Source organism: Hyphomonas adhaerens MHS-3 (genome assembly GCF_000685235.1).
Classification (GTDB): Bacteria; Pseudomonadota; Alphaproteobacteria; order Caulobacterales; family Hyphomonadaceae; genus Hyphomonas; species Hyphomonas adhaerens.
In genome coordinates this window covers 426,739-451,447 of the sequence record NZ_ARYH01000001.1, presented here as the reverse complement: position 1 = coordinate 451,447, position 24,709 = coordinate 426,739, and the positions used below count along the sequence as shown (strand labels likewise).

At 61.2% G+C, this 24,709-nt stretch carries 23 protein-coding genes; 20 read left to right on the top strand and 3 right to left on the bottom strand.

Annotated features, from left to right (window positions below; translation table 11 throughout):
* The first annotated feature begins 202 nt into the window (after positions 1-202).
* The 12 genes from HAD_RS02150 (at position 203) to HAD_RS02095 (ending at position 14,539) form a co-directional block, all read left to right on the top strand.
* A complete protein-coding gene (locus HAD_RS02150) occupies positions 203-718 on the top strand; it encodes a division/cell wall cluster transcriptional repressor MraZ (protein WP_162177461.1) in 516 nt (171 codons plus the stop codon).
* Complete coding sequence (gene rsmH / locus HAD_RS02145) at positions 718-1,743, top strand: 16S rRNA (cytosine(1402)-N(4))-methyltransferase RsmH (RefSeq protein WP_035571478.1); 1,026 nt, start codon at positions 718-720, stop codon at positions 1,741-1,743. Before HAD_RS02150 ends, rsmH begins: the two co-directional genes overlap by 1 nt.
* Positions 1,740-2,075 carry a cell division protein FtsL gene (ftsL, locus tag HAD_RS02140; RefSeq protein WP_051595856.1) on the top strand — a complete coding sequence of 112 codons (336 nt, stop codon included), beginning with the start codon at positions 1,740-1,742 and terminating at the stop codon, positions 2,073-2,075. Before rsmH ends, ftsL begins: the two co-directional genes overlap by 4 nt.
* Positions 2,072-3,694 carry a peptidoglycan D,D-transpeptidase FtsI family protein gene (locus HAD_RS02135; protein ID WP_051595855.1) on the top strand — a complete coding sequence of 541 codons (1,623 nt, stop codon included), beginning with the start codon at positions 2,072-2,074 and terminating at the stop codon, positions 3,692-3,694. The genes ftsL and HAD_RS02135 overlap by 4 nt, the downstream gene beginning before the upstream one ends.
* On the top strand, positions 3,691-5,133 hold the full coding sequence (locus HAD_RS02130; RefSeq protein WP_051595854.1) for a UDP-N-acetylmuramoyl-L-alanyl-D-glutamate--2,6-diaminopimelate ligase: 1,443 nt from the start codon (positions 3,691-3,693) through the stop codon (positions 5,131-5,133). The genes HAD_RS02135 and HAD_RS02130 overlap by 4 nt, the downstream gene beginning before the upstream one ends.
* Positions 5,130-6,566, top strand: coding sequence for a UDP-N-acetylmuramoyl-tripeptide--D-alanyl-D-alanine ligase (locus HAD_RS02125; protein ID WP_035569151.1), 1,437 nt, complete (start codon positions 5,130-5,132; stop codon positions 6,564-6,566). Before HAD_RS02130 ends, HAD_RS02125 begins: the two co-directional genes overlap by 4 nt.
* Positions 6,566-7,759, top strand: coding sequence for a phospho-N-acetylmuramoyl-pentapeptide-transferase (gene mraY, locus HAD_RS02120; RefSeq protein ID WP_035569149.1), 1,194 nt, complete (start codon positions 6,566-6,568; stop codon positions 7,757-7,759). The genes HAD_RS02125 and mraY overlap by 1 nt, the downstream gene beginning before the upstream one ends.
* A 10-nt stretch (positions 7,760-7,769) precedes the next feature.
* Positions 7,770-9,185, top strand: a complete 1,416-nt coding sequence (gene murD / locus HAD_RS02115; RefSeq protein WP_035569147.1) for a UDP-N-acetylmuramoyl-L-alanine--D-glutamate ligase — start codon at positions 7,770-7,772, stop codon at positions 9,183-9,185.
* Positions 9,182-10,336, top strand: coding sequence for an FtsW/RodA/SpoVE family cell cycle protein (locus tag HAD_RS02110; protein WP_035569144.1), 1,155 nt, complete (start codon positions 9,182-9,184; stop codon positions 10,334-10,336). Before murD ends, HAD_RS02110 begins: the two co-directional genes overlap by 4 nt.
* The gene (murG, locus tag HAD_RS02105) at positions 10,329-11,441 is read left to right on the top strand and encodes an undecaprenyldiphospho-muramoylpentapeptide beta-N-acetylglucosaminyltransferase (RefSeq protein ID WP_035569143.1); all 1,113 of its coding nucleotides are present in this window, start codon (positions 10,329-10,331) and stop codon (positions 11,439-11,441) included. Before HAD_RS02110 ends, murG begins: the two co-directional genes overlap by 8 nt.
* A gap of 65 nt (positions 11,442-11,506) precedes the next feature.
* Positions 11,507-12,937, top strand: coding sequence for a UDP-N-acetylmuramate--L-alanine ligase (gene murC, locus HAD_RS02100; protein WP_035569141.1), 1,431 nt, complete (start codon positions 11,507-11,509; stop codon positions 12,935-12,937).
* A gap of 108 nt (positions 12,938-13,045) precedes the next feature.
* Complete coding sequence (locus HAD_RS02095; RefSeq protein WP_035569139.1) at positions 13,046-14,539, top strand: MFS transporter; 1,494 nt, start codon at positions 13,046-13,048, stop codon at positions 14,537-14,539.
* 71 nt (positions 14,540-14,610) lie between these two features.
* Here HAD_RS02095 and HAD_RS02090 read toward each other — a convergent pair whose 3' ends face one another.
* The 3 genes from HAD_RS02090 to HAD_RS02080 form a co-directional block, all read right to left on the bottom strand.
* Positions 14,611-15,222 carry a TadE/TadG family type IV pilus assembly protein gene (locus HAD_RS02090; protein ID WP_051595853.1) on the bottom strand — a complete coding sequence of 204 codons (612 nt, stop codon included), beginning with the start codon at positions 15,220-15,222 and terminating at the stop codon, positions 14,611-14,613.
* Between the two features lie 3 nt (positions 15,223-15,225).
* Entirely contained in the window at positions 15,226-15,786 is a 561-nt protein-coding gene (locus HAD_RS02085; protein ID WP_051595852.1) for a TadE/TadG family type IV pilus assembly protein, read from the bottom strand.
* A gap of 139 nt (positions 15,787-15,925) precedes the next feature.
* On the bottom strand, positions 15,926-16,369 hold the full coding sequence (locus HAD_RS02080) for a pilus assembly protein N-terminal domain-containing protein (protein WP_035569137.1): 444 nt from the start codon (positions 16,367-16,369) through the stop codon (positions 15,926-15,928).
* 293 nt (positions 16,370-16,662) lie between these two features.
* Here HAD_RS02080 and HAD_RS18300 point away from each other — a divergent pair, with 293 nt between their 5' ends.
* From HAD_RS18300 to HAD_RS02045, 8 genes are all read left to right on the top strand, one after another.
* Positions 16,663-16,824, top strand: coding sequence for a Flp family type IVb pilin (locus tag HAD_RS18300; RefSeq protein WP_084331738.1), 162 nt, complete (start codon positions 16,663-16,665; stop codon positions 16,822-16,824).
* Positions 16,825-16,971: 147 nt separating this feature from the next.
* On the top strand, positions 16,972-17,487 hold the full coding sequence (locus HAD_RS02075) for an A24 family peptidase (protein ID WP_035569134.1): 516 nt from the start codon (positions 16,972-16,974) through the stop codon (positions 17,485-17,487).
* Between the two features lie 99 nt (positions 17,488-17,586).
* Entirely contained in the window at positions 17,587-18,426 is an 840-nt protein-coding gene (gene cpaB, locus HAD_RS02070; RefSeq protein WP_084331737.1) for a Flp pilus assembly protein CpaB, read from the top strand.
* A gap of 2 nt (positions 18,427-18,428) precedes the next feature.
* Positions 18,429-19,985 (top strand): type II and III secretion system protein family protein, encoded by a 1,557-nt coding sequence (locus tag HAD_RS02065; RefSeq protein ID WP_035569132.1) that lies wholly within the window; start codon positions 18,429-18,431, stop codon positions 19,983-19,985.
* 11 nt (positions 19,986-19,996) lie between these two features.
* A complete protein-coding gene (locus HAD_RS02060) occupies positions 19,997-20,710 on the top strand; it encodes a CpaD family pilus assembly protein (RefSeq protein ID WP_051595850.1) in 714 nt (237 codons plus the stop codon).
* A 26-nt stretch (positions 20,711-20,736) separates the two neighbouring features.
* On the top strand, positions 20,737-22,140 hold the full coding sequence (locus tag HAD_RS02055) for a CpaE/TadZ family protein (protein ID WP_035569130.1): 1,404 nt from the start codon (positions 20,737-20,739) through the stop codon (positions 22,138-22,140).
* 24 nt (positions 22,141-22,164) lie between these two features.
* Positions 22,165-23,664 (top strand): TadA family conjugal transfer-associated ATPase, encoded by a 1,500-nt coding sequence (locus tag HAD_RS02050; protein WP_035569127.1) that lies wholly within the window; start codon positions 22,165-22,167, stop codon positions 23,662-23,664.
* A gap of 2 nt (positions 23,665-23,666) precedes the next feature.
* A complete protein-coding gene (locus tag HAD_RS02045; RefSeq protein WP_035569124.1) occupies positions 23,667-24,701 on the top strand; it encodes a type II secretion system F family protein in 1,035 nt (344 codons plus the stop codon).
* Positions 24,702-24,709: the final 8 nt, after the last annotated feature.

Here is a 24,709-nt window from a genome sequence, read left to right as displayed (position 1 = left end):
AAATTCGTTCAGGGGCCATGTCATCCCACCCCTTTGTTCCGGTTTGTTCACTGTTCGGGCGTGGAGTGTTCTTGTGCGGGGCTGTTGTGGATATTTCGATTCACGTACCCGGCCCATTGAGGCCCATGCTTGCCCATGATACTCCAAATTAAGACATGGTTTACCCATGCGGGGTTTAGGCAAACGAAGAACGGGCTGGCGGGTGTTCGTATCCACCTACGAAAGCGCAATTGATGCAAAAGGGCGGGTCTCTATCCCGGCACCCTTTCGCGCAGCGTTGGGCGGTGGAAACCGGATTTTCCTGTGGCCTGCCCTCGACGGATCCGGCTGCCTGGAAGGCGGCGGCGAAGCCCTGATGGCCATGTACCGCGCCACGCTGACCCGCCTGCCCCCGCAATCCCCGGTCCGCAAGGCGCTGGTGTCGTCGATCATTGCCGGGTCTGCTGACCTGAAGATGGACGATACGGGCCGCATCAAGCTGACGGACGAGCTGATCGCGGCGGCCGGTCTCGATGGCCGGGTCAAGTTCGCCGGCAACATCGACAGCTTCCAGATCTGGAACCCCGAAAAGCACGCCGCGTTTACCACTGCCATGTCCGAAACGGCTGCGAAGCCGGAGACTCTGGAAGCGCTGGGCGAAGCCTATAATGAGGTGCTGCGCCAGCATGAAATGGGGCTCTATCCGGATCTCAAACTCGTTGAGGGAGGGGATGGATGATGACCACCAGACCCCGGCCTGACACCGCCGATTCCGGGCACAAGCCCGTCATGCTGGACGAGGTCCTGGCGGCCCTGGACGTGCAGGATGGCGACCGGATCGTCGACGGCACATTCGGCGGGGGCGGCTACACCCGGGCCATCCTGACCGCCGCGAAATGCGCCGTCTTCGCCATCGATCGCGACCTCGACGCCATCATGCGGGCCGAGGCCCTTGCCGCCCAGACCGACCGCATCACCCCGCTGCTGGGCCGGTTCGGCGAAATGGATGCGCTGGTCGAGGCAACCGGATGCGACTCGGTCGATGCGGTCGTCCTCGATATCGGCGTGTCCAGCTTCCAGATCGATGAGGGGCATCGCGGCTTTTCCTTCAACAAGGACGGCCCGCTGGACATGCGCATGGGCGCGGCCGGGCCCACCGCCGCGGATGTCGTGAACTATATGGACGAAGGCGATCTCGCCAATGTCATCTTCCGCCTCGGCGAGGAGAAGCAGGCGCGCCGCATCGCCCGCCAGATCGTCCAGCGCCGCAAGGAACGTTTCTTCGACACCACGCTGGATCTCGCCCAGACGGTCGAGACTGCTGTGGGCGGACGCAAGGGCAGCCGGATTCACCCCGCCACGCTGACCTTCCAGGCGATCCGCATGTATGTGAACGACGAGTTGGGCGAACTGGCCCGGGCGCTTGCGGCGGCCGAACGCCTGCTGAAGCCTGGCGGACGGCTCGTGATCGTCACCTTCCATTCGCTGGAAGACCGGATGGTGAAACAGTGGCTGCGGGAACGCGCCGGCAAGAATGCCGGAGGGTCCCGCCACATGCCCCTGATGGCCAAAGGCCCGCAACCGACATTCGAACTGCGCCCAAACAAGCCGATCCTGCCTCAGGATAAGGAAGTGGAAGGCAATCCGCGTGCACGATCCGCAAAATTGCGGGCGGCCATCCGGACCGAAGCGCCTGCAATCGACGAAGAAGCGGATGACGGCATGAACCTGCCCCCGCTTTCGCAACTGGAGGACGTGTCATGAGCCGCCGTGTATTCATTCTGGGTCTCGTCATTGTCGGCCTGCTGGTTTTCAGCCTCTACCGGGCGAAATACGGCGCCAAGGATACGGCTGCCGAACTGATGGCGGTCGAGGCGCAGATTGAGGAAGCCCACCACGAAAAGGCGCTTCTGGAGACCGAACTCTCCCATATGAGCCGCCGGGAGTGGATCGAGGAATACGCCCGCAACGAATTGGGCATGGCGCCGCCGCGCCCGGAACAGATGGCCAATGAGCGCGACCTGGATGCCCTGATCGGCCTGCCCGTCGATCCTGCCGCCGACGCAGGCGATACCTCTGCGGAGGCGCCTGAATGACGGAAGCGTCGCGCCACCGGACACGGCTGGTCGGCCTCGGCCTCAGCGCGTTGTTTGTGGTGCTGGCCGGCAAGGCCGGCTACCTGGCGCTGTCGCCTGACCGGGAGTCAGGCCACCTGGTGGCCCGGGCCGGCGAACAGGTTGCGCGCGCCGATATCGTCGACCGGAATGGCGAACAGCTGGCAACGTCCGTGACGGTCTATTCGCTGGTGGCCAATCCGCAGCTGATCTGGGACCCGCGCGAAGTGGCGACCCGTCTGGCCGGCGTTCTGCCTGAAATTGACACCGCCAGCCTGACAGAGCGCCTGTCGGACCAATCGCGCGAGTTCGTGTGGGTCAAGCGCGGCCTGACCCCCCGCCAGCGCCAGACCGTGTTCGACCTCGGCCTCGAAGGCCTGTGGTTCAAGGAAGAGATCAGCCGCGCCTATCCGCGCGGGACGCTGGCCGGGCAGGTACTGGGCTTCGTGAATGTGGACGGCGTCGGTGCCGGCGGGGTCGAGTTCAGCCAGAATGAACGCCTCACCGCTGGTGGGGAACCGCTGCGCCTGACCATCGACAATGGCGTGCAGGCGGCCGTGGAAGCCGAACTGGCAACCTCCGCTGCCGCGGACGGGTTCGAAGGCGCTGCCGTGATCCTGCTGGAGGCGCGCACCGGCGAAGTCCGCGCCATGGCCAGCTGGCCGCCCTTCAATCCCAACCGGTCTTCCGACATCGCCATGGACGACCCGTCGCGCATGAACCGGGCGACCGGCGCCCTGTACGAGCTGGGTTCCGTCTTCAAGCCGCTGACGGTGGCCGCCGCGCTGGAGGCCGGGGCGATCCGGCCGACCGACATGTTCGATGTCCGCCGTCCCATTGAGATGCGCGGCTACACGATTTCCGACATTCACCCCATCGGCACGCGGGTGGATGTCACGACGATCATCGCCGAGAGCTCGAATATCGGCACGGTGCATATCAACGAGAAACTGGGCCCGCGCCGCCAGCAGGAATTCCTGAAGACCGCCGGCCTGCTGGACCGGTCGCCGGTGGAACTGTCCGGCAGCGCGGCGCCCATCCTGCCTGAGCGCATGGATGACCTGACGGCTGCCACGATGGCGTATGGCCACGGCATCGCTGTCACGCCGATGGCGTTCCTGTCGGCCTTTGCCGCCTTCGCCAATGGCGGGGAGCGGGTGCAGCCGACCCTGATCGTGGACGAGACCCGCAAGCCAAAGCGTGTCCGGGTGATGTCGGCCATCACGGCAGACCTCGTGAATGCGATGATGCGTGAAGCGGTGCTGACCGGAACGGGCAAGAATGCCGAAGTCGGCGGCTATCGCGTGGCCGGGAAGACCGGCACGGCAGAGAAGCCGGTGCCGGGCGGCTATGATGACGGGCGCAATATCTCCAGCTTTGCGGCGATATTTCCCTATGACAGCCCGCAGTATGCCATGATTGTGACACTGGATGATCCCAAAGCCGGGCCGGGAGGCTCTGTGGCTTCCCAGAATGCGGCGCCGACCGCAGGTCGCATCATAGAACGTGTCGCGCCGCTGCTCGGCATCGCCCCACGCTTTGAAGATTTCCGTCCTGCAGGAGATGCGTACCGCTCCGGAGATGAGAGGACTTCGCTGTGACCTGTAAGCTCAAAGACCTGTTCCCCGACGCGCCGGATGGCGACACCGTCATCACCGGGATGACGGCTGACAGCCGCCGCGTGAAACCGGGCTATTTGTTCGCGGCCCTGAAGGGCTCGGTTACCGATGGGAGCAAATTCATTCCCGACGCGATCGGGAAGGGCGCCGTGGCGATCCTGTCCGGTGAAGGCACCGACAATGTGACCGTTGCGCATATTGTCGATGAAGAGCCGCGCCGGGCGCTCGCGCTGGCGGCAAAGCGTTTCTACCATTCCCAGCCGGAGACCGTGGTCGCGGTGACGGGCACGAACGGAAAATCCTCGACGGTCGATTTTTGCCGCCAGATCTGGGCGCGGGCCGGAATGAAGTCTGCCTCGATGGGCACACTCGGTGCCGTCGGCCCTGAGGGTCATATTGATGTCGGCCACACGACGCCGGATCCCGTGACCATCCACGAGACGCTGGCCGAGCTGGCCCGGCAGGGCGTGACCCATTGCGCGATGGAAGCCTCCAGCCATGGCCTCGAACAGCACCGTCTGGATGGCGTGGACCTGTCAGCTGTCGCCTTCCTGAATTTCACGCAGGACCATCTGGATTACCATTCGACGATGGAAGAATACCTGTCTGCCAAGCTGCGCCTTTTCCGCGAGCTGGGGCGTCCGGGTGTGCCGGCCATCGTCAATGCGGACTCCGAGCAGTGCAATGATTTCGAAGCTGCCGCCCTCGGCAAGCAGATGCCGATCGTCTCCTTCGGCTGGCGCGGCGAAGACCTCTGGATCGACGAGATCATGCCGCGGGCAACAGGCCAGGTGCTGCACCTGTATTGGCGCGACGTGGAACAGAAGCCGCTGGAATTGCCGCTGATCGGCGAGTTCCAGGCGCTGAACGCGCTGGCGGCGGCTGCGATCTGCCTGTCGCTGGGCCTGAACATCGACCAGGTCGCCGATGGCCTGGCGCATCTGGAGCCCGTGAAGGGCCGGATGGAGTTTGTCGGCAAGACCGGGTCCGGCGCTGCCGTGTTCGTCGACTATGCCCACACGCCTGACGGGCTGGACGTCCTGCTGCGCGCTGTCCGCCCCCACACGGCCGGCGACCTGAAAGTGATCTTCGGCTGCGGCGGTGACCGCGATGCCCGCAAGCGGCCGCTGATGGGCGAGATCGCTGCGCGCCAGGCCGACGACGTGATCGTTACCGATGACAATCCGCGCACGGAAGACGCCGCGGAAATCCGCAAACAGGTGCTGGCCGGCTGTCCGGACGCCCGCGAGATCGGTGACCGGGGCGAAGCCATCCGCACGGTCATTGCGGAACTGAAAAAGGGCGACACGCTGGTGATCGCCGGCAAGGGTCACGAGACCGGCCAGATCATCGGCAAGGAAATTCATCCCTTCTCCGACCAGGATACGGCGCGCGACGCGCTGGGAGCGGAGGGTGCATGACAAAACCACTCTGGACCTCCGACGACATTACCCTTGCCACCGGCGGTGTGGCGACTGCGCCGTTTAAGGTGACGGGCACGGTGTCGATCGACACGCGGTCGCTGGCGCCGGGTGACCTGTTCGTTGCGCTGAAGGACCAGCGCGACGGCCATGACTTCGTCGAGGCGGCCTTCGAGGCAGGCGCCGCTGGCGCGCTCGTGTCCCGCAAGAAGGGCGACGGGCCGCAGGTCGTTGCCGATGACACGCTGGCCGCGCTGGAACAGCTGGGCGTTGCGGCCCGCGCACGTTGCGGCGCGCACCGTACCGCGATCACCGGCTCTGCGGGCAAGACCAGCGTCAAGGAAATGCTGGCGCGCATCTACCGCGCGCTCGGTCCGGCGCACTGGAGCCAGAAAAGTTTCAACAATCACTGGGGCGTGCCGCTGACGCTGGCCCGTATGCCGGAAGAGACGGAACGCGCCGTCTTCGAGATCGGCATGTCCACGCCCGGCGAGATCGCCCCGCGCAGCCGCATGGTCCGTCCGCAGACTGGGCTCATTACCTGTATCGCCGGCGCGCATCTGGAAGGTCTCGGCAGCCTCGAAGCCGTGGCACGCGAGAAAGCCGATATTTTTGAGGGTCTTGAGGCAGGCGGCACGTTCATCCTGCCCTCAGACGATATCTTCTTCGAATACCTGGCAGACCGGGCGCGGGACCTCTGCCCGACCGGCAATCTCGAAACCTTCGGCCACGCAAAGGATGCAACGGCCCGCATCGTCGGGTACGAAACCGACGGCGTGTCGAGCCGCGTTCAGGTCGATGTGGTCGGCAAGCCGGTTCTGGTGACGCTGGACGCCGTGGGCGAGCACTGGGCCATGAATGTGGCCGCGGCCCTGCTGGCGGCGACGCAAACCGGCGCGTCCGTCTCGGATTGCGCCGAGGCCCTGTCAGGCTATGCACCGCCGCCGGGGCGTGGCACGGCCGAGCGCCTTCCCCTGCCCAGTGGCGGCACTTTCACGCTGATCGACGACGCCTACAATGCCAATCCGGGCTCGATGCGGGCGGCGCTTTCCTCATTGAAACAACGCGGTGCAGGCCGCCGGCTTGTTGCGCTCGGTGAGATGCTGGAAATCGGCGAAAGGTCGGATGCGGAACATGCAGGCCTTGCCGGGGCGGTCGTGGAGACCGGGACCGAAGGCGTCTTCCTGGCCGGGGACAATATGACTCACCTGGCCGAGGCGCTGCCCACCGACCTGCAGAAGGTGTGGGCGCCAAAGGCCGACGAACTTTTTAATGCACTGGAAAATACACTCCGCGATGGCGACGTGGTCTTGATCAAAGGCTCGAATGCATCCGGGATGGGACGACTAGCAGACCGTTTGCGCCAATGGAGCGAAACGGCGGACTTGGGCAAGATGGCAAGCGGCACAGAAGGTGCTGCAGGGGTTGGTTGATGCTGTACGAATGGCTGGCCGCTGACAGCGGTATCCTGAACGTTCTCAACTATATTACCTTCCGCACAGGCGCGGCCGTCGTGACGGCGTTCCTGGTGACGGTGATTTTTGGCGACTCGATCATAAATTTCCTGCGTGCCCGTCAGGGCAAGGGCCAGCCGATCCGCGACCTGTCTCTGGAGCAGCAGCTGGAAAAGCGCGGTACACCAACCATGGGCGGATTCCTGATCTGGCTGGGCCTGCTCGCAGGCGTGCTGCTCTGGGCGAACCTGCACAATCCTTACATCTGGGTCACCCTGTTCGTGACCGTGTCGTATGCGATCCTCGGCTTCCTGGATGACTATGCCAAAGTGACCAAGCAGACCGATGCGGGTGTGTCGGCCAAGGCGCGCCTGCTGGCTGGTTTTGGCATCGCCGCGTTGGCCTGTGCGTTTATCATGGGGCTGCATGGCGCGCATACGCCGGAAGGCCATGCCGAATGGGGCTCTCTGAATGGTCTGGCCGAGCAGATTGCTGCTCTTGCCCCGCAGACAAGCGTCACGCCAGCCGATCCGGACTTCTCCGGCGGCGTCGCCGTGCCCTTCGTGAACAACTACTTCCTGCCGCTTGGCATGTTCTTCATCCTGTTCGGCATGATCGTCATCGTTGGCAGCGCCAATGCGGTGAACTTCACCGATGGGCTGGATGGCCTCGCCATCGTGCCGATGATGTTCGCGGCAGCCTCCTATGCGATGATCGCGTATCTCACCGGTAACTTCGTTTTCGCCGAATATCTCGGTATCCAGTTCGCACCGGGGGCAGGGGAACTTGCTGTCCTGCTCGGCGCCATGATGGGCGCCGGTATGGGCTTCCTCTGGTACAATGCCTATCCGGCCAAGGTCTTCATGGGCGACACCGGCTCGCTCGGCCTCGGCGGGATGCTGGGCGTTGTCGCCGTGGCGACCAAGCACGAATTTGCGCTGGTCGTGATCGGCGGCCTGTTCGTGATCGAGGCGGCGTCGGTGATCATGCAGGTCAGCTGGTTCAAGCTGACCCGCCGCCTGACCGGCGAAGGCAAGCGCATCTTCCTGATGGCGCCGCTGCACCACCATTTCCAGAAGAAGAACTGGCCGGAGACCCGTGTCGTCGTCCGCTTCTGGATCCTGTCCGTCCTGTTCGCCCTCGCGGGCCTTGCAACCCTGAAGCTGAGGTGAGCGAGCGCGCATGATCCCGATCACGGAATACGCAGGAAGGGATGTTGCGGTGTTCGGCCTTGGCCGCACCGGCCTTTCCGCTGCCAAGGCCCTGAAGGCCGGCGGCGCGCGCGTTCATGCGTGGGATGATGATGAAGATACCCGCCGCCAGGCGGAAGCTGCGGGCATGACCCTCTCCGACATCAACAAGCGCGACTGGCAAACCTTCGCCGCGCTCGTCCTGTCGCCGGGCATCCCCTACAAATTCCCGCAGCCGCACCGCATCGTGCGCATGGCCGAGATGACCGGCGTGCCGATCGTCGGCGATATGGAACTCTTCGCCCGCGCCGTGCAGGCCCTGCCGGAACGCGGACGGCCGAAGATCGTCGGCATCACCGGGACGAACGGCAAGTCGACGACGACCTCGCTTGTCGGGCACATCCTGAAGCAGGCCGGGCGGGATGCCCGGATCGGCGGCAATATCGGGACGGGCGTGCTGGACCTGGCCGCCCTGCACGCCAATGCGACCTATGTGCTGGAACTCAGCTCCTACCAACTGGACCTGGTGAAGAGCCTGCACTGCGATATCGCCGTCCTGCTGAATATCAGTCCGGACCATCTCGACCGCCATGGCGGGATGGAGGGGTATCAGGCTGCGAAGATGCGGATCTTCCAGAACCAGACCGAGCGGGACACCGCCGTGGTCGGGTTCGATGATGTGATCACCCAGTCCATCGCGATTGGCCTGGCAGCGCGCGGTCCGGCCCGTGTGGTTCAGGCGTCATCCAGCTATGCGCTGGGCCGTGGTGTCAGCGCCGTAGACGGACGGCTTTACGATTCCACCAGCGGCAATGCCGTCTTTGTCGGAAACCTCGCGGACTGTGCCGCGCTGCCCGGCAAGCACAACCACCAGAACGCCGTGGCGGCCTATGCCACGTGCCGCGCGCTTGGCCTCGACCCGCAGACCATTATGGAAGGCCTGAAATCCTTCACCGGTCTCGCGCACCGCATGGAGCGCGTGGGTGAGATTGAAGGTGTGCGCTTCATCAACGACTCCAAGGCCACGAACGCGCAGGCCGCAGAGCAGGCGTTGAAGTCTTACGACAACATTTACTGGATTGCCGGCGGTGTGCCGAAATCCGATGGCATCGGACCGCTGACGCCGTACTTCCCGCGTATCAGCAAGGCCTATCTGTACGGCGAGGCGGAAGAGCCTTTCGCCAACGCGCTGAAAGGCCGGGTGGCGACCCAGGGGTGCGGAACGCTGGAAAATGCAGTTCAGGCTGCTTTCCGCGATGCCAAAAACTCTGGAATCGACAATCCGGTCATTCTTCTTTCACCAGCCTGTGCGAGCTTCGACCAGTTCCGCGATTTTGAGCACCGGGGCGATACGTTCCGGTCGATCGTGGAGGCGATGATGCCCACAGAGCTGAGGGAACTGGCTTGAGCTACACAGCCACAGCGCCATTTCTAGCCCGGTCGGATACGTCCTGGTTCATGGAGTGGCGGCGGACAGTCGATTGGGGCCTCCTGGCGGGGGCGTTCTTCCTGATGGCGATCGGCCTTCTGATGTCGCTCGCGGCTGGCCCGAGTGCAGCTGCGCGCATTGGCTACGACAATCCCTATTTCTTTCCAATGCGGCAATCGATGTTTGCGGCGGCCGGGGTCATCCTGCTGCTCGGCACCAGCATGCTGGACCGGGCCTGGGCCCGGCGCTTTGCGGCCGTCCTGCTGTTCGGCTGTATCGGCCTGATGGTCTACATCCTTGTCGGCGGTGGACATGAGGCAAAGGGCGCGCATCGCTGGATCCGGATCGCTGGATTTTCGCTGCAGCCGTCGGAAGTTGCAAAACCGGTGTTGATTGTCATGTCCGGCTGGCTGCTGGCGCAACGCGAACTCTATCCGAACCGGATCTGGGAAGTGGTGGCGTTTATCTTTTTCGCTGTCACGGTCGGCCTTTTCCTGTTGCAGCCGGATGTGGGCCAGTCCTTCCTGCTGACCGCCGCCTTCATCGTGACCTTCTTTGTCAGCGGCCTGCCCTGGCGCTGGGGCGCGGCCTTTGCCGGGGGCGGTGTCGCTTTGGGCGGCCTGCTCTACACGCTGCTGCCGCACGTCCGCGACCGGCTGCGCGGCTTTGCCGAGGTGCGCCATGGGGACCATTCGCAGATCGACCGGGCAGCCGAAGCGATCGGCCGCGGCGGCCTGTTCGGCGTCGGTCCGGGGGAGGGGCTGGTCAAGGCTCACCTGCCTGATGCGCATACTGACTTTATCTTCGCGGTCATGGTGGAAGAGTTCGGCCTCGTCGCGGCGATCGTCCTTCTTGCGGCTTTTGCGCTCATGGTCCTGCGTGGCTTTCGGGCCTCGGCCCGGGTCGAGGACGGGTATGCCCGCGCGGCAAGTGCCGGACTTTTCACGCTTTTTGGTCTTCAGGCTGCCATAAACCTGGCGGTAAATCTGGCCCTGATCCCGCCGAAAGGGATGACCCTGCCATTTGTCTCCTATGGTGGCTCGTCCATGCTCGGCACGGCATTGACTCTGGGCCTTGCGCTGGCACTTGTGCGCGGACAAGGTACGCGCACAAGGGGCCGGTATGGCTGAAGAGACGAACGGAAAACTGGACGGAAAACTGGTCATCATCGCAGCAGGCGGTACCGGCGGGCACATGTTCCCGGCCCGCGCCTTTGCCGATGAAATGCGCAGGCGCGGCTGGCGCGTGGGCCTGATTTCCGACAGCCGCGGCCTTCATTATGCCAGCGATTTTCCGGCGGAATGGAAGGAAGAGGTGTTTGCCGCCTCCCCGAATTTCCGCAAGCCGTGGACCCTTCCGGGCGCCTTCCTGAAAATCCAGGCAGGCATCGGCATGGCCAAGCGGATCATGAAAGAGAAGAAGCCTGCGCTGGTCGCGGGCTTTGGCGGATACCCGGCTTTTCCGGCGCTTGCGGCAGCGAAAGCGCGCAAAGTGCCGATCCTGATCCATGAACAGAATGCCGTCCTGGGCCGCGTGAACCGCAACATGGCGCGGAACGCCAGCGTGATTGCCAGTGGCTTCGACAGGCTGGACAGGTTGCCGGCAGGCAAGCCGCACAAGGCGGTTGGTAATCCGGTCCGCGCGCCCATCCTTGCCGTCAGGGACCAACCGTATCCGTCCACGGATGACAAGCTGACTATTCTCGTCACCGGTGGCAGCCAGGGCTCCCAGATCATCGGCGAGAGCGTTCCGCTGGCGATTGCCAATCACATCCCGGCACCGCTGAGGTCCCGCCTCAAAGTGATCCAGCAGGTGCGCACGGAGCAGTTGGAGAAGGTGAAGGAGATCTATGACAAGGTCATGGTCGAGGCCGAGCTCGCGCCGTTCTTCTCCGATATGCCGGAGAAACTGGCTGCGGCCCATCTCGTGATCGCGCGTAGCGGGGCAGGGACGGTCAGCGAGCTCGCCGCCGTGGGCCGCCCGTCGATCCTCATTCCGCTGGCCATCGCGATGGACGATCACCAGGCGGCCAATGCCGAGGCGCTGACGGATGCCGGCGCCGCAGACATGATCCTTGAATCGAACCTCTATCCGGCGCTGCTGGGCGAACTGATCGCGGCCCGCATCGCCGATGCGGATGAGCTGAAGCAACGCGCAGACGCGGCGAAGCACTCTGCCAAGGTGAACGCGGCAGGAGACCTCGCCGACCTCGCCGAAGCGGTGGCCCTGCACTGAGGCCTCGACCGAAAACCCGACTTGGCGCAGCATGACACAGAACAAAAATCCGGAGACCTTTTGAAATGGCTTCCCCCACACCTTTTGATCTCGGCCCGGCCCATATTGTCGGCATAGGCGGTATCGGCATGTCCGGCATCGCGGATGTGATGATTACCATGGGCTATGACGTGCAGGGGTCCGACATCAAGGACTCCGACAATATTGAGCGCCTGCGCCAGCGCGGGGCGAAAGTGTTCATCGGGCACAAGGCGGAGAACGTCAAAGGCGCCGGCACGGTGATCATCTCCTCCGCCATCAAGGGCGACAATCCGGAAGTGGCCATGGCCCGGGCGGCAGGTATTCCTGTTGTACGCCGAGCCAACATGCTGGCCGAGATTACGCGCCTGAAATACACGGTCTGCGTGGCGGGGACGCATGGCAAGACGACGACCACCTCCATGGTCGCGGCGCTGCTGGATGGGGCCGGCATCGACCCGACCGTCATCAATGGCGGCATCATTCATGCCTATGGGTCGAACTACAAGGCGGGCGAAAGCGACTGGATGGTCGTCGAGAGCGATGAAAGCGACGGAACGTTCGCCAAGCTGCATCCGACCTGCGCGATCGTCACCAATATCGACCCGGAACATATGGACCATTACGGCTCCATGGAAAAACTGCGGGAAGCCTTCGATATCTTCGTCGAGAACCTTCCCTTCTATGGTTTTGCCGTTCTGTGCACGGACCACCCGGAAGTGCAGGCCCTGGCCGCGCGGGTGACCGACCGCCGGCGTATCACCTATGGCTTCAACCGCCAGGCCGACATCCGCGCGGCCAACCTCCAGACGGATCTTGCCGGGGCCCATTTCGATGTGGCCCTGCGCCGCCCGGGATCGGCCATGCCGCGCATGATCGAGGGTCTGACATTGCCCATGGCGGGGGAGCACAATGTCCAGAATGCGCTGGCGGCCATCGCCGTCGCGCTGGAACTTGGCGCGACCGACGAGCAGATTCGGAACGCACTGATCAGTTTTGGCGGGGTGAAGCGGCGCTTCACTGCTGTCGGGGAGTGGACCCCGGAGGCCGGCAAGGCGCCGGTCCGGATTATTGACGACTATGGCCATCACCCGGTGGAAATCACCGCCGTGCTGAAGGCCGCCCGGGCCATGCAGGGACAAGGGCAAATTATCGCCGTATGCCAGCCGCACCGCTACACCCGCCTGCGGGACCTGTTCGAGGAATTCTCCCGCTGTTTCGATCAGGCCGACGAGGTTCTGGTCGCGCCGGTCTATGAGGCGGGCGAAAGCCCTATTGAGGGATTTGACGCGGAATCGCTTGTGGCCTCCATCCGGCGTCACGGGCACCGGTCCGTGTCCATGCTGGAGTCTCTTGAGAGCTTGCCGGACGTGATCCGGGCCCATGCGGAGCCCGGCGCTATGGTCGTTTGCCTCGGTGCGGGGGACATCACCCGCTATGCCGGAGACCTGGTTTCGAAGCTCGAGACCGCAGGCTGACCTCGCGGCAGGTGCCGCTACCGGACTCTTCCCCTTTGTCCTTCAATGTCGCAGGCTGGGCGAATGCGCCCGGCAAGAGGCGGGTATGGCTATGGGAGTGAGAGCAGTATGAGCGATACGCAGGTTGTCGGACCAGCGCCTGCCGTCCCCGAATCCGAAACGGAGCGCGCTGACGGCGGACCGTTGGGGATCAAGGGATTGGCGTGGGCGATCTTCGAGGGGGCACGCAATCCCTATTATAACCTGATCGTCATTTATGTTTTTGCCCCTTATTTCGCGAAAGAATTGGCCGGAGGCGGGGAGCATGGCCTCAGCCTGTCCGGCCTGACGGTGACACTTGCAGGCATTGCGACTGCGCTGACGGCGCCGTTTCTGGGGGTCATCGCCGACAAGGCCGGCCGGCGGAAGCCGCCGATTGCCTTCTTCATGACGCTCATGTTCATTTGTTCATTCAGCTTGTGGTGGGCCCGCCCGGACGGACCATTGACCATGTGGCCAACCATGGCGGTCCTGGCGATCGCTTATTGCTGCTATGGCTATTCCGAAGTGCTGCACAATGCGATGCTGCCGAATGCCGGCCGGCCAAGTGCCTTGCCCTATATTTCCGGTCTCGGCCTTTCGATGGGCAACATTCTGAGTGTCGGAATACTTATTTTCTTCCTGTTCGGCCTGCTGCTCCCCGGAACGGGGCTGCCTTTTGCGCCGGCCAAGCAGGTGATCCAGCTGGACCGGGAGACGTTCGCGCCCGAGCGCTTCGCCGGGCCATTTGTTGCCGTCTGGATGGCCGTGCTGCTGATTCCGTTCTTCCTCTTCATGCCGGATGGCATCAAGGGCGGCCGGAGCATGACCTGGAAACAGGCTGCGGCCGATGTCTTCCGCGGAGAAGACCGCCATTCGGGCAAGGCGCAGAACCCGTTTCAGCGCGCGAAGGTGTTGCTGGGCTACCTGAAGGGGCTCTTCAAGGATCATCCGCAAACCATGCGCTTTCTCGTCGCGCGCACGATTTATGCCGATGCGATGTCTGCGCTCCTGACACTCGGGGCCGTCTATGCCGGGACCTTCCTGGGGTGGAGCGGGGTCGAGATTCTGTTCTTTGGCATCACAGGAGTGTTGTTCGGGGCGGTCGGCGGTTTTGTGGGCGGCTACCTGGACCGGCTGCTGGGGCCAAAACTGGCGCTGGTCTGGGAGATCTCGGCGCTGGTGATCCTGCTGCTGGCACAGCTTTCGATTACGCCTGACGCGCTATTCTTCGGTCTGCTGCCTGCCAACACCCCGATATGGGACAGCCCCTTCTTCAGTACGCTTTCCGACATCACCTACTTCCTGTTCGTGATCCCGGTCGCGATTGCGGTGGTCGCCTCGATTTCGTCGAGCCGGTACATGCTGGTGCATATTGCCCCGTCTGAGCGGATCGGTGAGTTCTTCGGTCTCTACGCCATTGCCGGCACGGTGACCGTCTGGATGGGCCCCGGCATTGTCAGCCTGCTTACCTGGCTGACGGGAAATCAGAGAATTGGCATGGGCGGGATCGGTTTCATGTTCCTGGCCGGGTTGATCATCCTCTGGAAGGTCCATGCACCGAAGCGTGGTTTCGAAGACTGATCCCGGAAAAAAGAAGGCCGGCCTCCTGAGAGACCGGCCTTCCGGTAAATGCTCCTGGGAGAGGAGTTGGATCAGCTTGTGGGGCCGAAGGGGTTGGTACCTGAGGTGGACGATGTCACGCGCGCAATCTCCGACACGCGCCGGGGGCGCAGGTAGAATTTGTCGCTGATCGTCTTCGAGGTCGAAATGATGTAACCGAAACTGCTCTCATACTCATAGCTGACTTCGGCCATGATGATTGAGCCGGGGGAGGGCATGATGCCTGCGGGAAGCGTGACGGTCTGACCCTTGGTGTAGGGCGACATGTTGTGCGCATCCGACCAGGCAACTTTCGGATTGCCGTCACCTTTGTCCACGATGCTCGAAAGACGCATTTCTGCAGCGTTGGCATCATAGGGTTCCATCAGCACTTTGGCCGCGGCGAACATTTCCGCCATATCGGAATCCGTCACGGTCGACAGGCGGGCGGTCAGGTCACCGAGGCTCGCGCTCGTCTGGGTCACCCGGCGGTCGGCTTCCATCAGGAGGCTGAGTTCGATCGCGCCGAGGTAAAGCGTGATCAGCAAAGGGGCAATCAAGGCGAACTCAACGGCCGAGATGCCTTGCTCGTTATAACGAAGTCCACGGATACCGCGCCATTTCAGGCGGGGATTCAGACGGGACAGAATCTTGCGAACTGTCATGGCTCAGTCTCCGAATGGTTCGTTGCGGAAGACTGTGGCGGCCTGAATCAAGTGCTTTCCATTGGCCATGTTGGCCAAGGGGGCAGACAAGATCGGCGTCACCAGACTCCACTCGTAATAGACCCGGACAGCGACGATGTCGTTGGCTGAACCCGGCTGGAAGTCAAAGTCGCCGTCATCGAAATTGCCATCCGAATCGAGCGGAGATGTCAGGTTGGCCGCGCTGAAGCTGTCCAGCCGTTTCACATCAACGTGCAGGTTTGAATCGCATCCCATCAGGCCGAACAGGCTGTCGCAGACAGATTTCCTGTACTCGACCATGGAAAAGCCGGCCTCTTGCGCCTGGCCGGTCCGTATCTCCCGCGCAGAGTCGGATACCGCATTTTCCAGGACCGTCGACATGATGAAGATCAGGCAGATCTCCAGCAGGCCGAAAATGATGAAGAAGAAAGGCGCGGCGATCAATGCAAACTCCACCGCGGTCGTACCGCGACGTTCAGTCGCCCATTCCGAAAACCTGCGCTGCAGTCTGGATGTCAGAATTCCCGCATTCAACGAACGCATCCCAAACCCCTCTCTCAGAGTCGCTCAGTCTCTTGATTACCAGACTTGGGTTTGCCGCCCGTTTCGAAGTTCTCTAAAATTTCAACGAACTGTGTACCGGGGGCTAACTGTCTTTCTTATAACTGAGGAACGGGAAGGGTCAGTCGGCGTTTGTGAGGCTCTGCATGCCCATTTGCTGTTGTATCAATCCGTCGAAATAGTCTGGATTGTCACCCGGGCTCATAACCGGGCGGCACGCAGGGGCGCAGTCATAGGTGTAATTCGACCCGCTACGGTTGACCGTGACAAGATTTGACGAATTTACCGTCACGACGACTTCCGTATTCAGGATCTGATTGCCGGACCGGTCGAACACCATGAGATTGGTGGTGCCGAATGATTTGCCGGTGATAAAGATCAGGTGTTCGTCATGAACGGCAACATCTGCGATATTCCGGTTTCCGAGGACGACGCTTGCTGCCGTTCCCTTCATTTTAAGCGGAACGGTCTTGTTGGCTTCGACAGTCAATGGTCCGGCAATGGCCGGGAGGACCATCACGGTGGCAGCCAGGCCAAATGCACAGGTCCGGGCGAAAGTTTTCATGTCCGGTCACTCCAGGAATGATTTCGTGCAATTTGTCTGAAGAAAGTTTCACGAGTGCTAACCGCCAAAGAGCTCGCTTTTTCAGACCAGCCATGTATATAAGGAATCTGCGATCGGCCGCAGGGCGCCGAACCTGTCCGTCCCCGGATTTAGGTAGTAAACAAATCCCTGTAACCCCTTCATAGAATTTCTGTTTCTCTCAACTCGATGTGAACAATAATCGCGTAGGGTTTGATCTGTTCCGGCAGACAAACAAGACCGGGGCGCGAACAAATGCATGATGGGAGTTTCCAATGTTTGCACGTTTTCTGAAAGATGAATCGGGTGCGACCGCTATCGAATACGGCCTTATCGCCGCTCTGATCGCTGTCGCCATTATCGGTGGTGTTTCCGCCCTCGGTACGAACGCCAACGCGACGTTCACGACAGTGTCTGACAAAATGTCTGGCGCCTAATAGCTAGGCGTTATTCGACCAAGAAGAGGCCGCCGGGGTAACCCGGCGGCCTTTTTCTTTGTTCGGATATCTTCAGCTGGCCGATCAGTATTCCTTAGGAATTAGCAGGCAGGGTCCGCCGCAGTCTTTCAGTTGGGGAGTGCGGACATGATTTTGGTCATCCTGGGCGGGGTATTCCTCGCGCTTTGCCTTTTCGCGGCACTTCACGACGTCAACAGCCTGACGATTCCCAACTGGTTGAATCTGACGCTTGCCGGTCTGTTCGTACCCGCCGCGGCTTTTTCCGGTCTCCCCATGGAAATCATTTTCGGACATGTGCTGGTCGGCCTGGCGACATTTGTCATTGCTTTCGGTCTTTTTGCTTTCCGCATTTTTGGGGGAGGGGACGCAAAAATGATCCCTGCCGTCATGCTCTGGGTTGGGCCATCGGCGTCCCTGGAATTCATCTTTACGATGGCACTCGTCGGCGGCCTCTGTGCAATAGTTATTGTGCTTGTGCGAAACACGGTGCCAGCGGTTGTCCTGCCGGGACCGATCCGGGCCCCGTTCGAAGAGAATGCCGGTGTTCCGTATGGGGTTGCCATCGCCGCCGGTGCCTTCATGGCAAGCCCCGCGTCTCCAATCCTTTCTCAAACGTTAAGAACAGCCGGACTAATCGGTTAACGTTGCTTTAGGCGAGCTGTGGGAATCTGCGTTCTGGATGGGGATACGAGCTGACCGGCCAGAGTCCCTGTGTATCGTAATTTAGGGGAGTTACACTCCATGTCACCGATGCGTCTTATTATCCTGATTGGCGCTGCCGCTGCGGCGATAGCTGCAGCGTTTCTCGTCCGGGGGATGACCCAGCCGGAGACCGTGACGCGGACGGTCACCGAGCAACAGACGGTGGTGCAGACGCAGGAAGTCTCGGAAACGCACGTCCTGGTCGCCAAACGTGACTTGATGGTCGGAGATCTTTTGTCCCCGGATGATTTTGAATGGGCGCCGTGGCCCAAGAGAAATGTTGTCGATGGGTACAGGACCGAAGAAGCCAATGCGGATGCGATCAACGAACTCTCGGGCACCGTCGTACGCATTCCGATCTACGCCGAAGAGCCCATTCTTCCGCAAAAGCTCGTGATGAAGGGTGAGACAGGTTTCATGGCGGCGCTGTTGTCTCCCGGTATGCGGGCGATTTCTGTCGAAATCTCGACCGAATCAGCATCGGGCGGTTTCATCCTTCCGGACGACAGGGTGGATGTCATCCTGACCTACCAATCGCAGGTGGCCATGGCGGAGGCGGTTCTGGACCGCCCTGTCACCGAGACCATTCTAAAGAATGTCCGGGTGCTGGCGATTGACCAGGTCTTTTACCAGGGGGAATCCGAATCCGCTTCGCAGATCGGCAATACGGCCACCCTGGAAGTGAAACCGGATGAGGCGGAGCTGATTGCGCATGCGCAGCGGCTCGGCACGCTGTCATTGTCGCTCCGGCCCTGGTCGGATGCAGGTGACACGGGGTCGCGCGGTGCGCGAACGGATCTCCTGCGCGGCGGATCGCCCGGAAATGGCATTACAATTTATCGCAACGGCCAGGCAGCTGCCGGCCTTGGGGGTAGCTGAGCATGAAGGCCCTTCTGACAGCCAGAACGGCAGCTGCAATCGCGCTGACCGTCATGATCGGGCCGGCGGCTTTTGCCGGGCCGAATGGATTTGGAACACAGATTACCCAGCCGGGCGAATCGGCCTTCAGCGAGCGGGTCGTGCTGGGACTGAACAAATCGACGATCATCGATCTGGGGGCGCCCGCAGCCGATGTCGTGATCACCAATCCGGAGATTGCTGACGCTGTGGTGCAGACGTCGCAACGCATCATCTTCCGCGGCATAAAATATGGCCAGACAAACGCTTTTGTCTTCGACCGTCACGGTAACCAGCTTCTCAATCTCGAAATCAATGTCGAGATGGACATGGCCACTATCGAAGCCCTCATCGCCCGTCACGTACCGGGCGCCCGGGTCAAGATCGAAGGCTTGAACGGCAATGTGGTGATCACGGGATCGACGGACAGCCTTTCCGAGGCCGACGCGGTTCAGCGCCTGGTGGAAGCGTATCTGGGTGCAGACGACAACACCAAGATCGTGAACATGATCGACATCGCGGCCAAGGATCAGGTTCTTCTTGAAGTTCGCATCGTCGAAATGCAGCGCAATGCAATCAAACAACTCGGGATCAATCTCACAGGCTCGCCAAGCTTTGGGGACCTCGGGAACCTGGTGGAGCGGCAGCTCTATACCGGTAACCCGCCGGTCAACGCGGAAACGACCGCTCTGCTGCCTGGCCTGCCTTTCGATGTGTCGGGGAAGGTCGGATCCAGCGTCGGCTTTCCGCTTCAGGGGCGGTCTCTGGGCGGGTTGTCTGGAAGTGCTACGTACAGCAACTATGTCGGATCAGACCTTCAATCGAGTGTGGGCGTGGAACTGAACGCGCTTGAGCGGATCGGTATTGTGAAGACATTGGCCGAGCCGAACATTGTTGCGATGTCGGGCGAGAGCGCCAAGTTCCTTGCGGGCGGCGAGTTCCCGGTACCGGTCGGCCAGGATCAGAACGGGCGGATCACGGTTGAATTCAAGCCTTACGGCGTCGGTCTTGGCTTCACCCCTGTGGTGCTGTCCGAAGGCCGGATCTCGTTGAAAGTGTCGACCGAAGTTTCAGAGCTCAGCTCCGAAGGGGCTTTTCAGGGCGAGAGCAGCACGGTTGTCGACAACCAGGGCAATACCACCACGTTTGAAGGTGTGACACTGCCGGCACTGTCGGTTCGCCGGGCTGAATCCGTAATCGAATTGCCGTCGGGCGGGTCGATGATGATGGCCGGTCTTATCCAGTCGAAATCCCGTCAGAGCCTCGACCAGATTCCGGGACTGAAGAAACTGCCGATCCTTGGCGCCTTGTTCCAGTCCCGCGACTTCATTCAGGAAGAGACGGAGCTGGTTGTGATCGTGACGCCTTATCTGGTGGACCCGACCAACAAGGACCAGCTTCGTACGCCAGCGGACGGATATGCGAACGCATCGGATGCGAAGACAATCTTCTTTGGCAAGCTGAATGAACAATATGGCCGCGACGGAGAGCCCGTTTCGGCATCGGATTATCGTGCCCCTGTGGGCTTTATTGAGGAATAGGGGACCAGAAGGTGACCAGAATCCTGAAACCCACCGCTACACTGATTGCTGCCGGCATTTGCCTGACCGCGCTGAGTGCCTGTTCGAGCATGGCGCCATCGAACGTGCCTGCTTCCTACCTCGAGGGAACGGCGCTGGACCGGAATGCGATCGGCGTGGAAAAGAAGACCGAATTCCTGGAAATCGCCATCCACCCACAAGCGTCTGAAGTCAGTCTCGCTGACAAGGCTGCGATTTCCAACTTCGTCTCTGCTTATCGTGACCACGGCCATGGCCCACTGGTCATGTCCCTGCCGGCATCATCGGCCAACCCTCAGCTGGCCGTGGCAGCCGTCGCGGAAGCCCGGGCAATCGCTTACGAGAACGGGGTCCAGTACGAGGAGATCGAGGGAACGCATCACGGCGAAGACTCGCTCGTCTCCGAACCGATGATCCTGGCTTTCCAGGCCTATGAAGCCATCGCGCCGGACTGTCCGTCACAGGCGTCGATCAACTTTGCGGACATCAGTACCAACAATGAACGGTCCACGCTTGGCTGTGCGGTCCGCTCGAACCTTGCTGCGATGATTGCCGATCCGGGCGACCTTCTTGGTACCCGGCCGCTGGATAAAGCCGATCCGCTTCGCCGCGGTGTCATTCTTGAGAAATTCCGCAAGGGCGAGCCTACAGGATCGTCCCGCAGCAGTAGCGAATCCGGGACCGTTTCCCAAGCCGTTTCGAACTAGAGCGAAAGACAAGGAATAGAAAAGCCATGTCCAGTGAAAAGCCGCTCCACGAGTCCGATTTCGAATCTGATTTCGAAGACGTCTTCGCCGATGACCCAATGGCTGACCTGGTTCTTCCGAAGGAAGACCCGATCGCCGATGATGTAGAAGATGCACCCGTGATGGTGGATCTGGAGACGCCAGCGCGCGAGGTTGAGTTTGATCAACCTGTCTTCTCTGCGCCGGAAGACGGGCTGGGCGGCGATTCTGTGCTGCCGGCCATTTCCATTCAGGTTTTCTATGAACGGGATGAGACGCGCTTGCTCATGGAAGTGTGCGAGCGTGACCGGCGTATGGGCCGTGCCACGATCGAAGCACATGGTGGCGGTATCGCCAGCGCCATTGAGTATATGAGTGCGAATCCGACACCCAATCTTCTCATCATCGAATCCTCCGCCCGATCGGCCCAATTGCTGTCCGAGATAGATCAGCTGGCGGAGCACTGCGACGAGACGGTCAAGGTTATGGTGATCGGCGCGATCAACGATATTTCACTTTATCGTCAGCTTGTTGCGCGTGGTGTCAGTGAATATGTGGTGCCACCATTCCAGCCTCTGCAGATCCTCCGGACGATCTCCGGCCTGTTCGCCGACCCGGATGCGCCTTTTGTCGGCAAGCAGATTTCGGTGGTCGGCGCAAAGGGCGGGGTAGGGGCTTCCACGTTTGCGCACAATCTGGCCTGGGCGATGGCAGAAAACACCAAGGTCAACACGACGCTTGTCGATCTTGATCTGTCATTCGGCACCACGGCCCTCGATTTCAACCAGGAGCCTTCGCAAACGGTGGCCGACGCTTTGCTTCAGCCGGAGCGGGCTGATGACGCTGTGATCGAACGCCTTCTCGCCAAGGCGAGCGACCGGCTTTCGCTGTTCACGGCGCCGGCTTCGATCAGCCAGATCATGGATATCCCGGACGATTCCTATCTGTCCGTGATCGAGGTCGTCCGCCGGAACGTTCCCTTCCTGGTGCTGGACCTGCCACATGTCTGGAGCCGCTGGGTTCAGCGCACTCTGGTTGCGTCTGATGAGGTGATCATCGTCTGCCAGCCGGATCTGGCGTCCCTGCGCAACGGCAAGAACTATATCGACCAGTTGAAAGCGGCGCGTCCGAATGACAATCCGCCCCGGCTGGTCATCAACATGTCCGGCGTTCCCAAGCGGCCGGAAATTCCGGTGAAGGACTTTGGCGCGGCCATCGGTGTCGAACCGGAAGTGATCCTGCCGTTTGAGCCCGAACTGTTCGGGACGGCGGCGAACAATGGACAAATGATTTCCGAGACGGATGGGGCATCGCGTTCAGCTCAGGCAATCGATCATATGGCTTCGTTGCTGACCGGGCGCGCGGTCGCGGATCAGCAGAAATCCTTCATCAAGAAACTGCTGGGCAAGTAAGGTCTGGCAAAGCGGGATAATCGGATGGCATTCGGGAAACGTTCACCTTCTGCGACACCGCCAGCGGCACCGGCCTCTGCGCCGGCGCCGAAGGCTGCGCCTGCGCCAGCAACTCCGCGCCCCAAAGTGGCAGCAAAGGCGCCTGTGCCAAAACCTGTGGCCGTGAAAGGTGCACCCAAGGCACCACCACCGCCGGCGCCTGCACCGTCGGAGCCGAAGCAGGAGAAAGTCCGCCAGGTTTCACAGCAGTCTGAGCAATACTACGCAACGAAGACGACAATCTTCAACGCGCTGATCGACACGATTGACCTGTCGCAGCTGGCCCAGCTCGACTCCGAAAGTGCGCGCGAGGAAATCCGCGACATCGTCGTCGAAATCATTTCCATCAAGAATGTTGTCATGTCGCTGTCAGAGCAGGAACAGCTGCTTGACGACATCTGTAACGATGTTCTGGGGTACGGTCCGCTGGAGCCACTTCTGGCGCGCGACGACATTGCCGATATCATGGTCAATGGTGCCGATACGACCTATATCGAGGTCAACGGCAAGATCGAACGCACGAACATTCGTTTTCGTGACAACGCTCAGCTGATGAACATCTGTCAGCGGATCGTGAGCCAGGTCGGCCGCCGGGTTGATGATTCCTCGCCCATCTGTGACGCGCGTCTTCTGGATGGCTCCCGTGTGAACGTCATTGCACCGCCACTGGCGATCGACGGGCCGACCCTGACCATTCGTAAGTTCAAGAAGGACAAGCTACGCCTTCAGGACCTGGTGAATTTTGGCTCGATCAGCGAGCCAGGTGCAGAACTGCTCCGGATCATCGGTCACTCGCGCTGCAACGTTCTGATTTCAGGCGGTACCGGTTCGGGCAAGACGACATTGCTCAACTGTCTCACCGGATTCATTGAGCCGGGCGAACGCGTTATTACCTGCGAAGACTCGGCCGAACTCCAGCTTCAGCAGCCGCATGTCGTCCGGCTTGAGACCCGTCCTCCGAATATTGAGGGGAGTGGCGAGATCACCATGCGTGATCTCGTGAAGAACTGTCTGCGTATGCGTCCGGAACGGATTATCGTGGGCGAGGTGCGTGGTCCGGAGGCATTCGACCTCCTGCAGGCCATGAACACAGGTCACGACGGCTCAATGGGAACGCTCCACGCCAACAGCCCGCGCGAAGCCCTCAGCCGTGTGGAATCGATGATTACAATGGGCGGCTTCTCGCTTCCTGCGAAAACGATCCGTGAGATGATCGTTGGATCGATCGATGTTGTGGTTCAGGCTTCCCGTCTGCGGGATGGGTCCCGCCGCATCATGAATGTGACCGAAGTTCTCGGTCTCGAAGGCGATACGATCGTGCTGCAGGACGTGTTGAAATACGAAATCGACGGCGAAGATGAAAACGGCCGCGTCCTGGGCAAGCACCGCGGTACAGGTATTGGCCGGCCACGCTTCTGGGACCGGGCCTCCTACTACAATCTCGAGCGCGAGCTTGCCGCAGCGCTTGATGAGCTGGGAGGCTGACCATGGACCAGAACCTGCTGACCATCGCAATTGCAACGCTGGCATTTCTGGCGATCGCCGGAATCGGGTTCGCGTTTTCCAGCGGTGACAAGGATGCTGCGCGCAAGCGCGCCCGGGCAATCGGTGCGGGCGCAACCGTGGCCGGGAAGGGGCGGGCGGCAAAGGTCTTGGACGACTCGGCCAAACGCCGCGCCAAGACTCAGGAAATGCTCGATTCGCTGCGTAAGCAAGGCGAAGCGCGCCGGAAGACGAGCCGGGCCCAGACGATCAAGGCCAAGCTGGTTCAGGCCGGTCTCGACATCCCTCTGTCTGCGTTCTGGATGTTTTCCGTACTGCTGGGCCTCGTATGTGCCGCGCTGCTGTTCCTGTCAGGCTTCGAGGGGCTGACCATTTCAGGCATCTCCTTGCACAGTCGACCCGTGCTTGTGGCCGGGGCATTCTTTGGTGGCGCATTCGGCTTGCCGCGATTCATCCTTAACGTCATGATCAAGAGCCGCCACAAGAAGATGCTCAACCAGTTCGCAGATGCGCTGGATATCATTGTGCGCGGTGTGAAGTCCGGCCTGCCGTTGAATGAGTGTATCCGGATTATTTCGAAGGAGAGCTCGGAGCCTCTTCGGACAGAGTTTGCTACGCTTGCAGACAATCTGGCGATGGGGGCGGGGACTGAGCGATCGCTCAACCTGTTGTACCGGCGCGTTCCGCTGCAGGAAGTGAACTTTTTCATGATTGTGCTGCTGATCCAGGCCAAGGCAGGCGGTAACCTGTCGGAGGCGCTGGGTAACCTGTCCACCGTGATCCGTTCACGCAAAATGATGCGAGAAAAGATCAAGGCGATGTCTTCGGAAGCCAAAGCGTCAGGGATGATCATTGGTTCTCTGCCTTTCGCCGTCGGCCTGCTCGTCTTTCTGACGACGCCTGAATACATCATGGAGCTGTTCCGGAACGAGACCGGGCACGTCATCCTGGCAGCAGGCTCGACCCTGATGTTCACGGGCATCATGACAATGAAGAAGATGATCAACTTCGATATCTAGGCGGACGC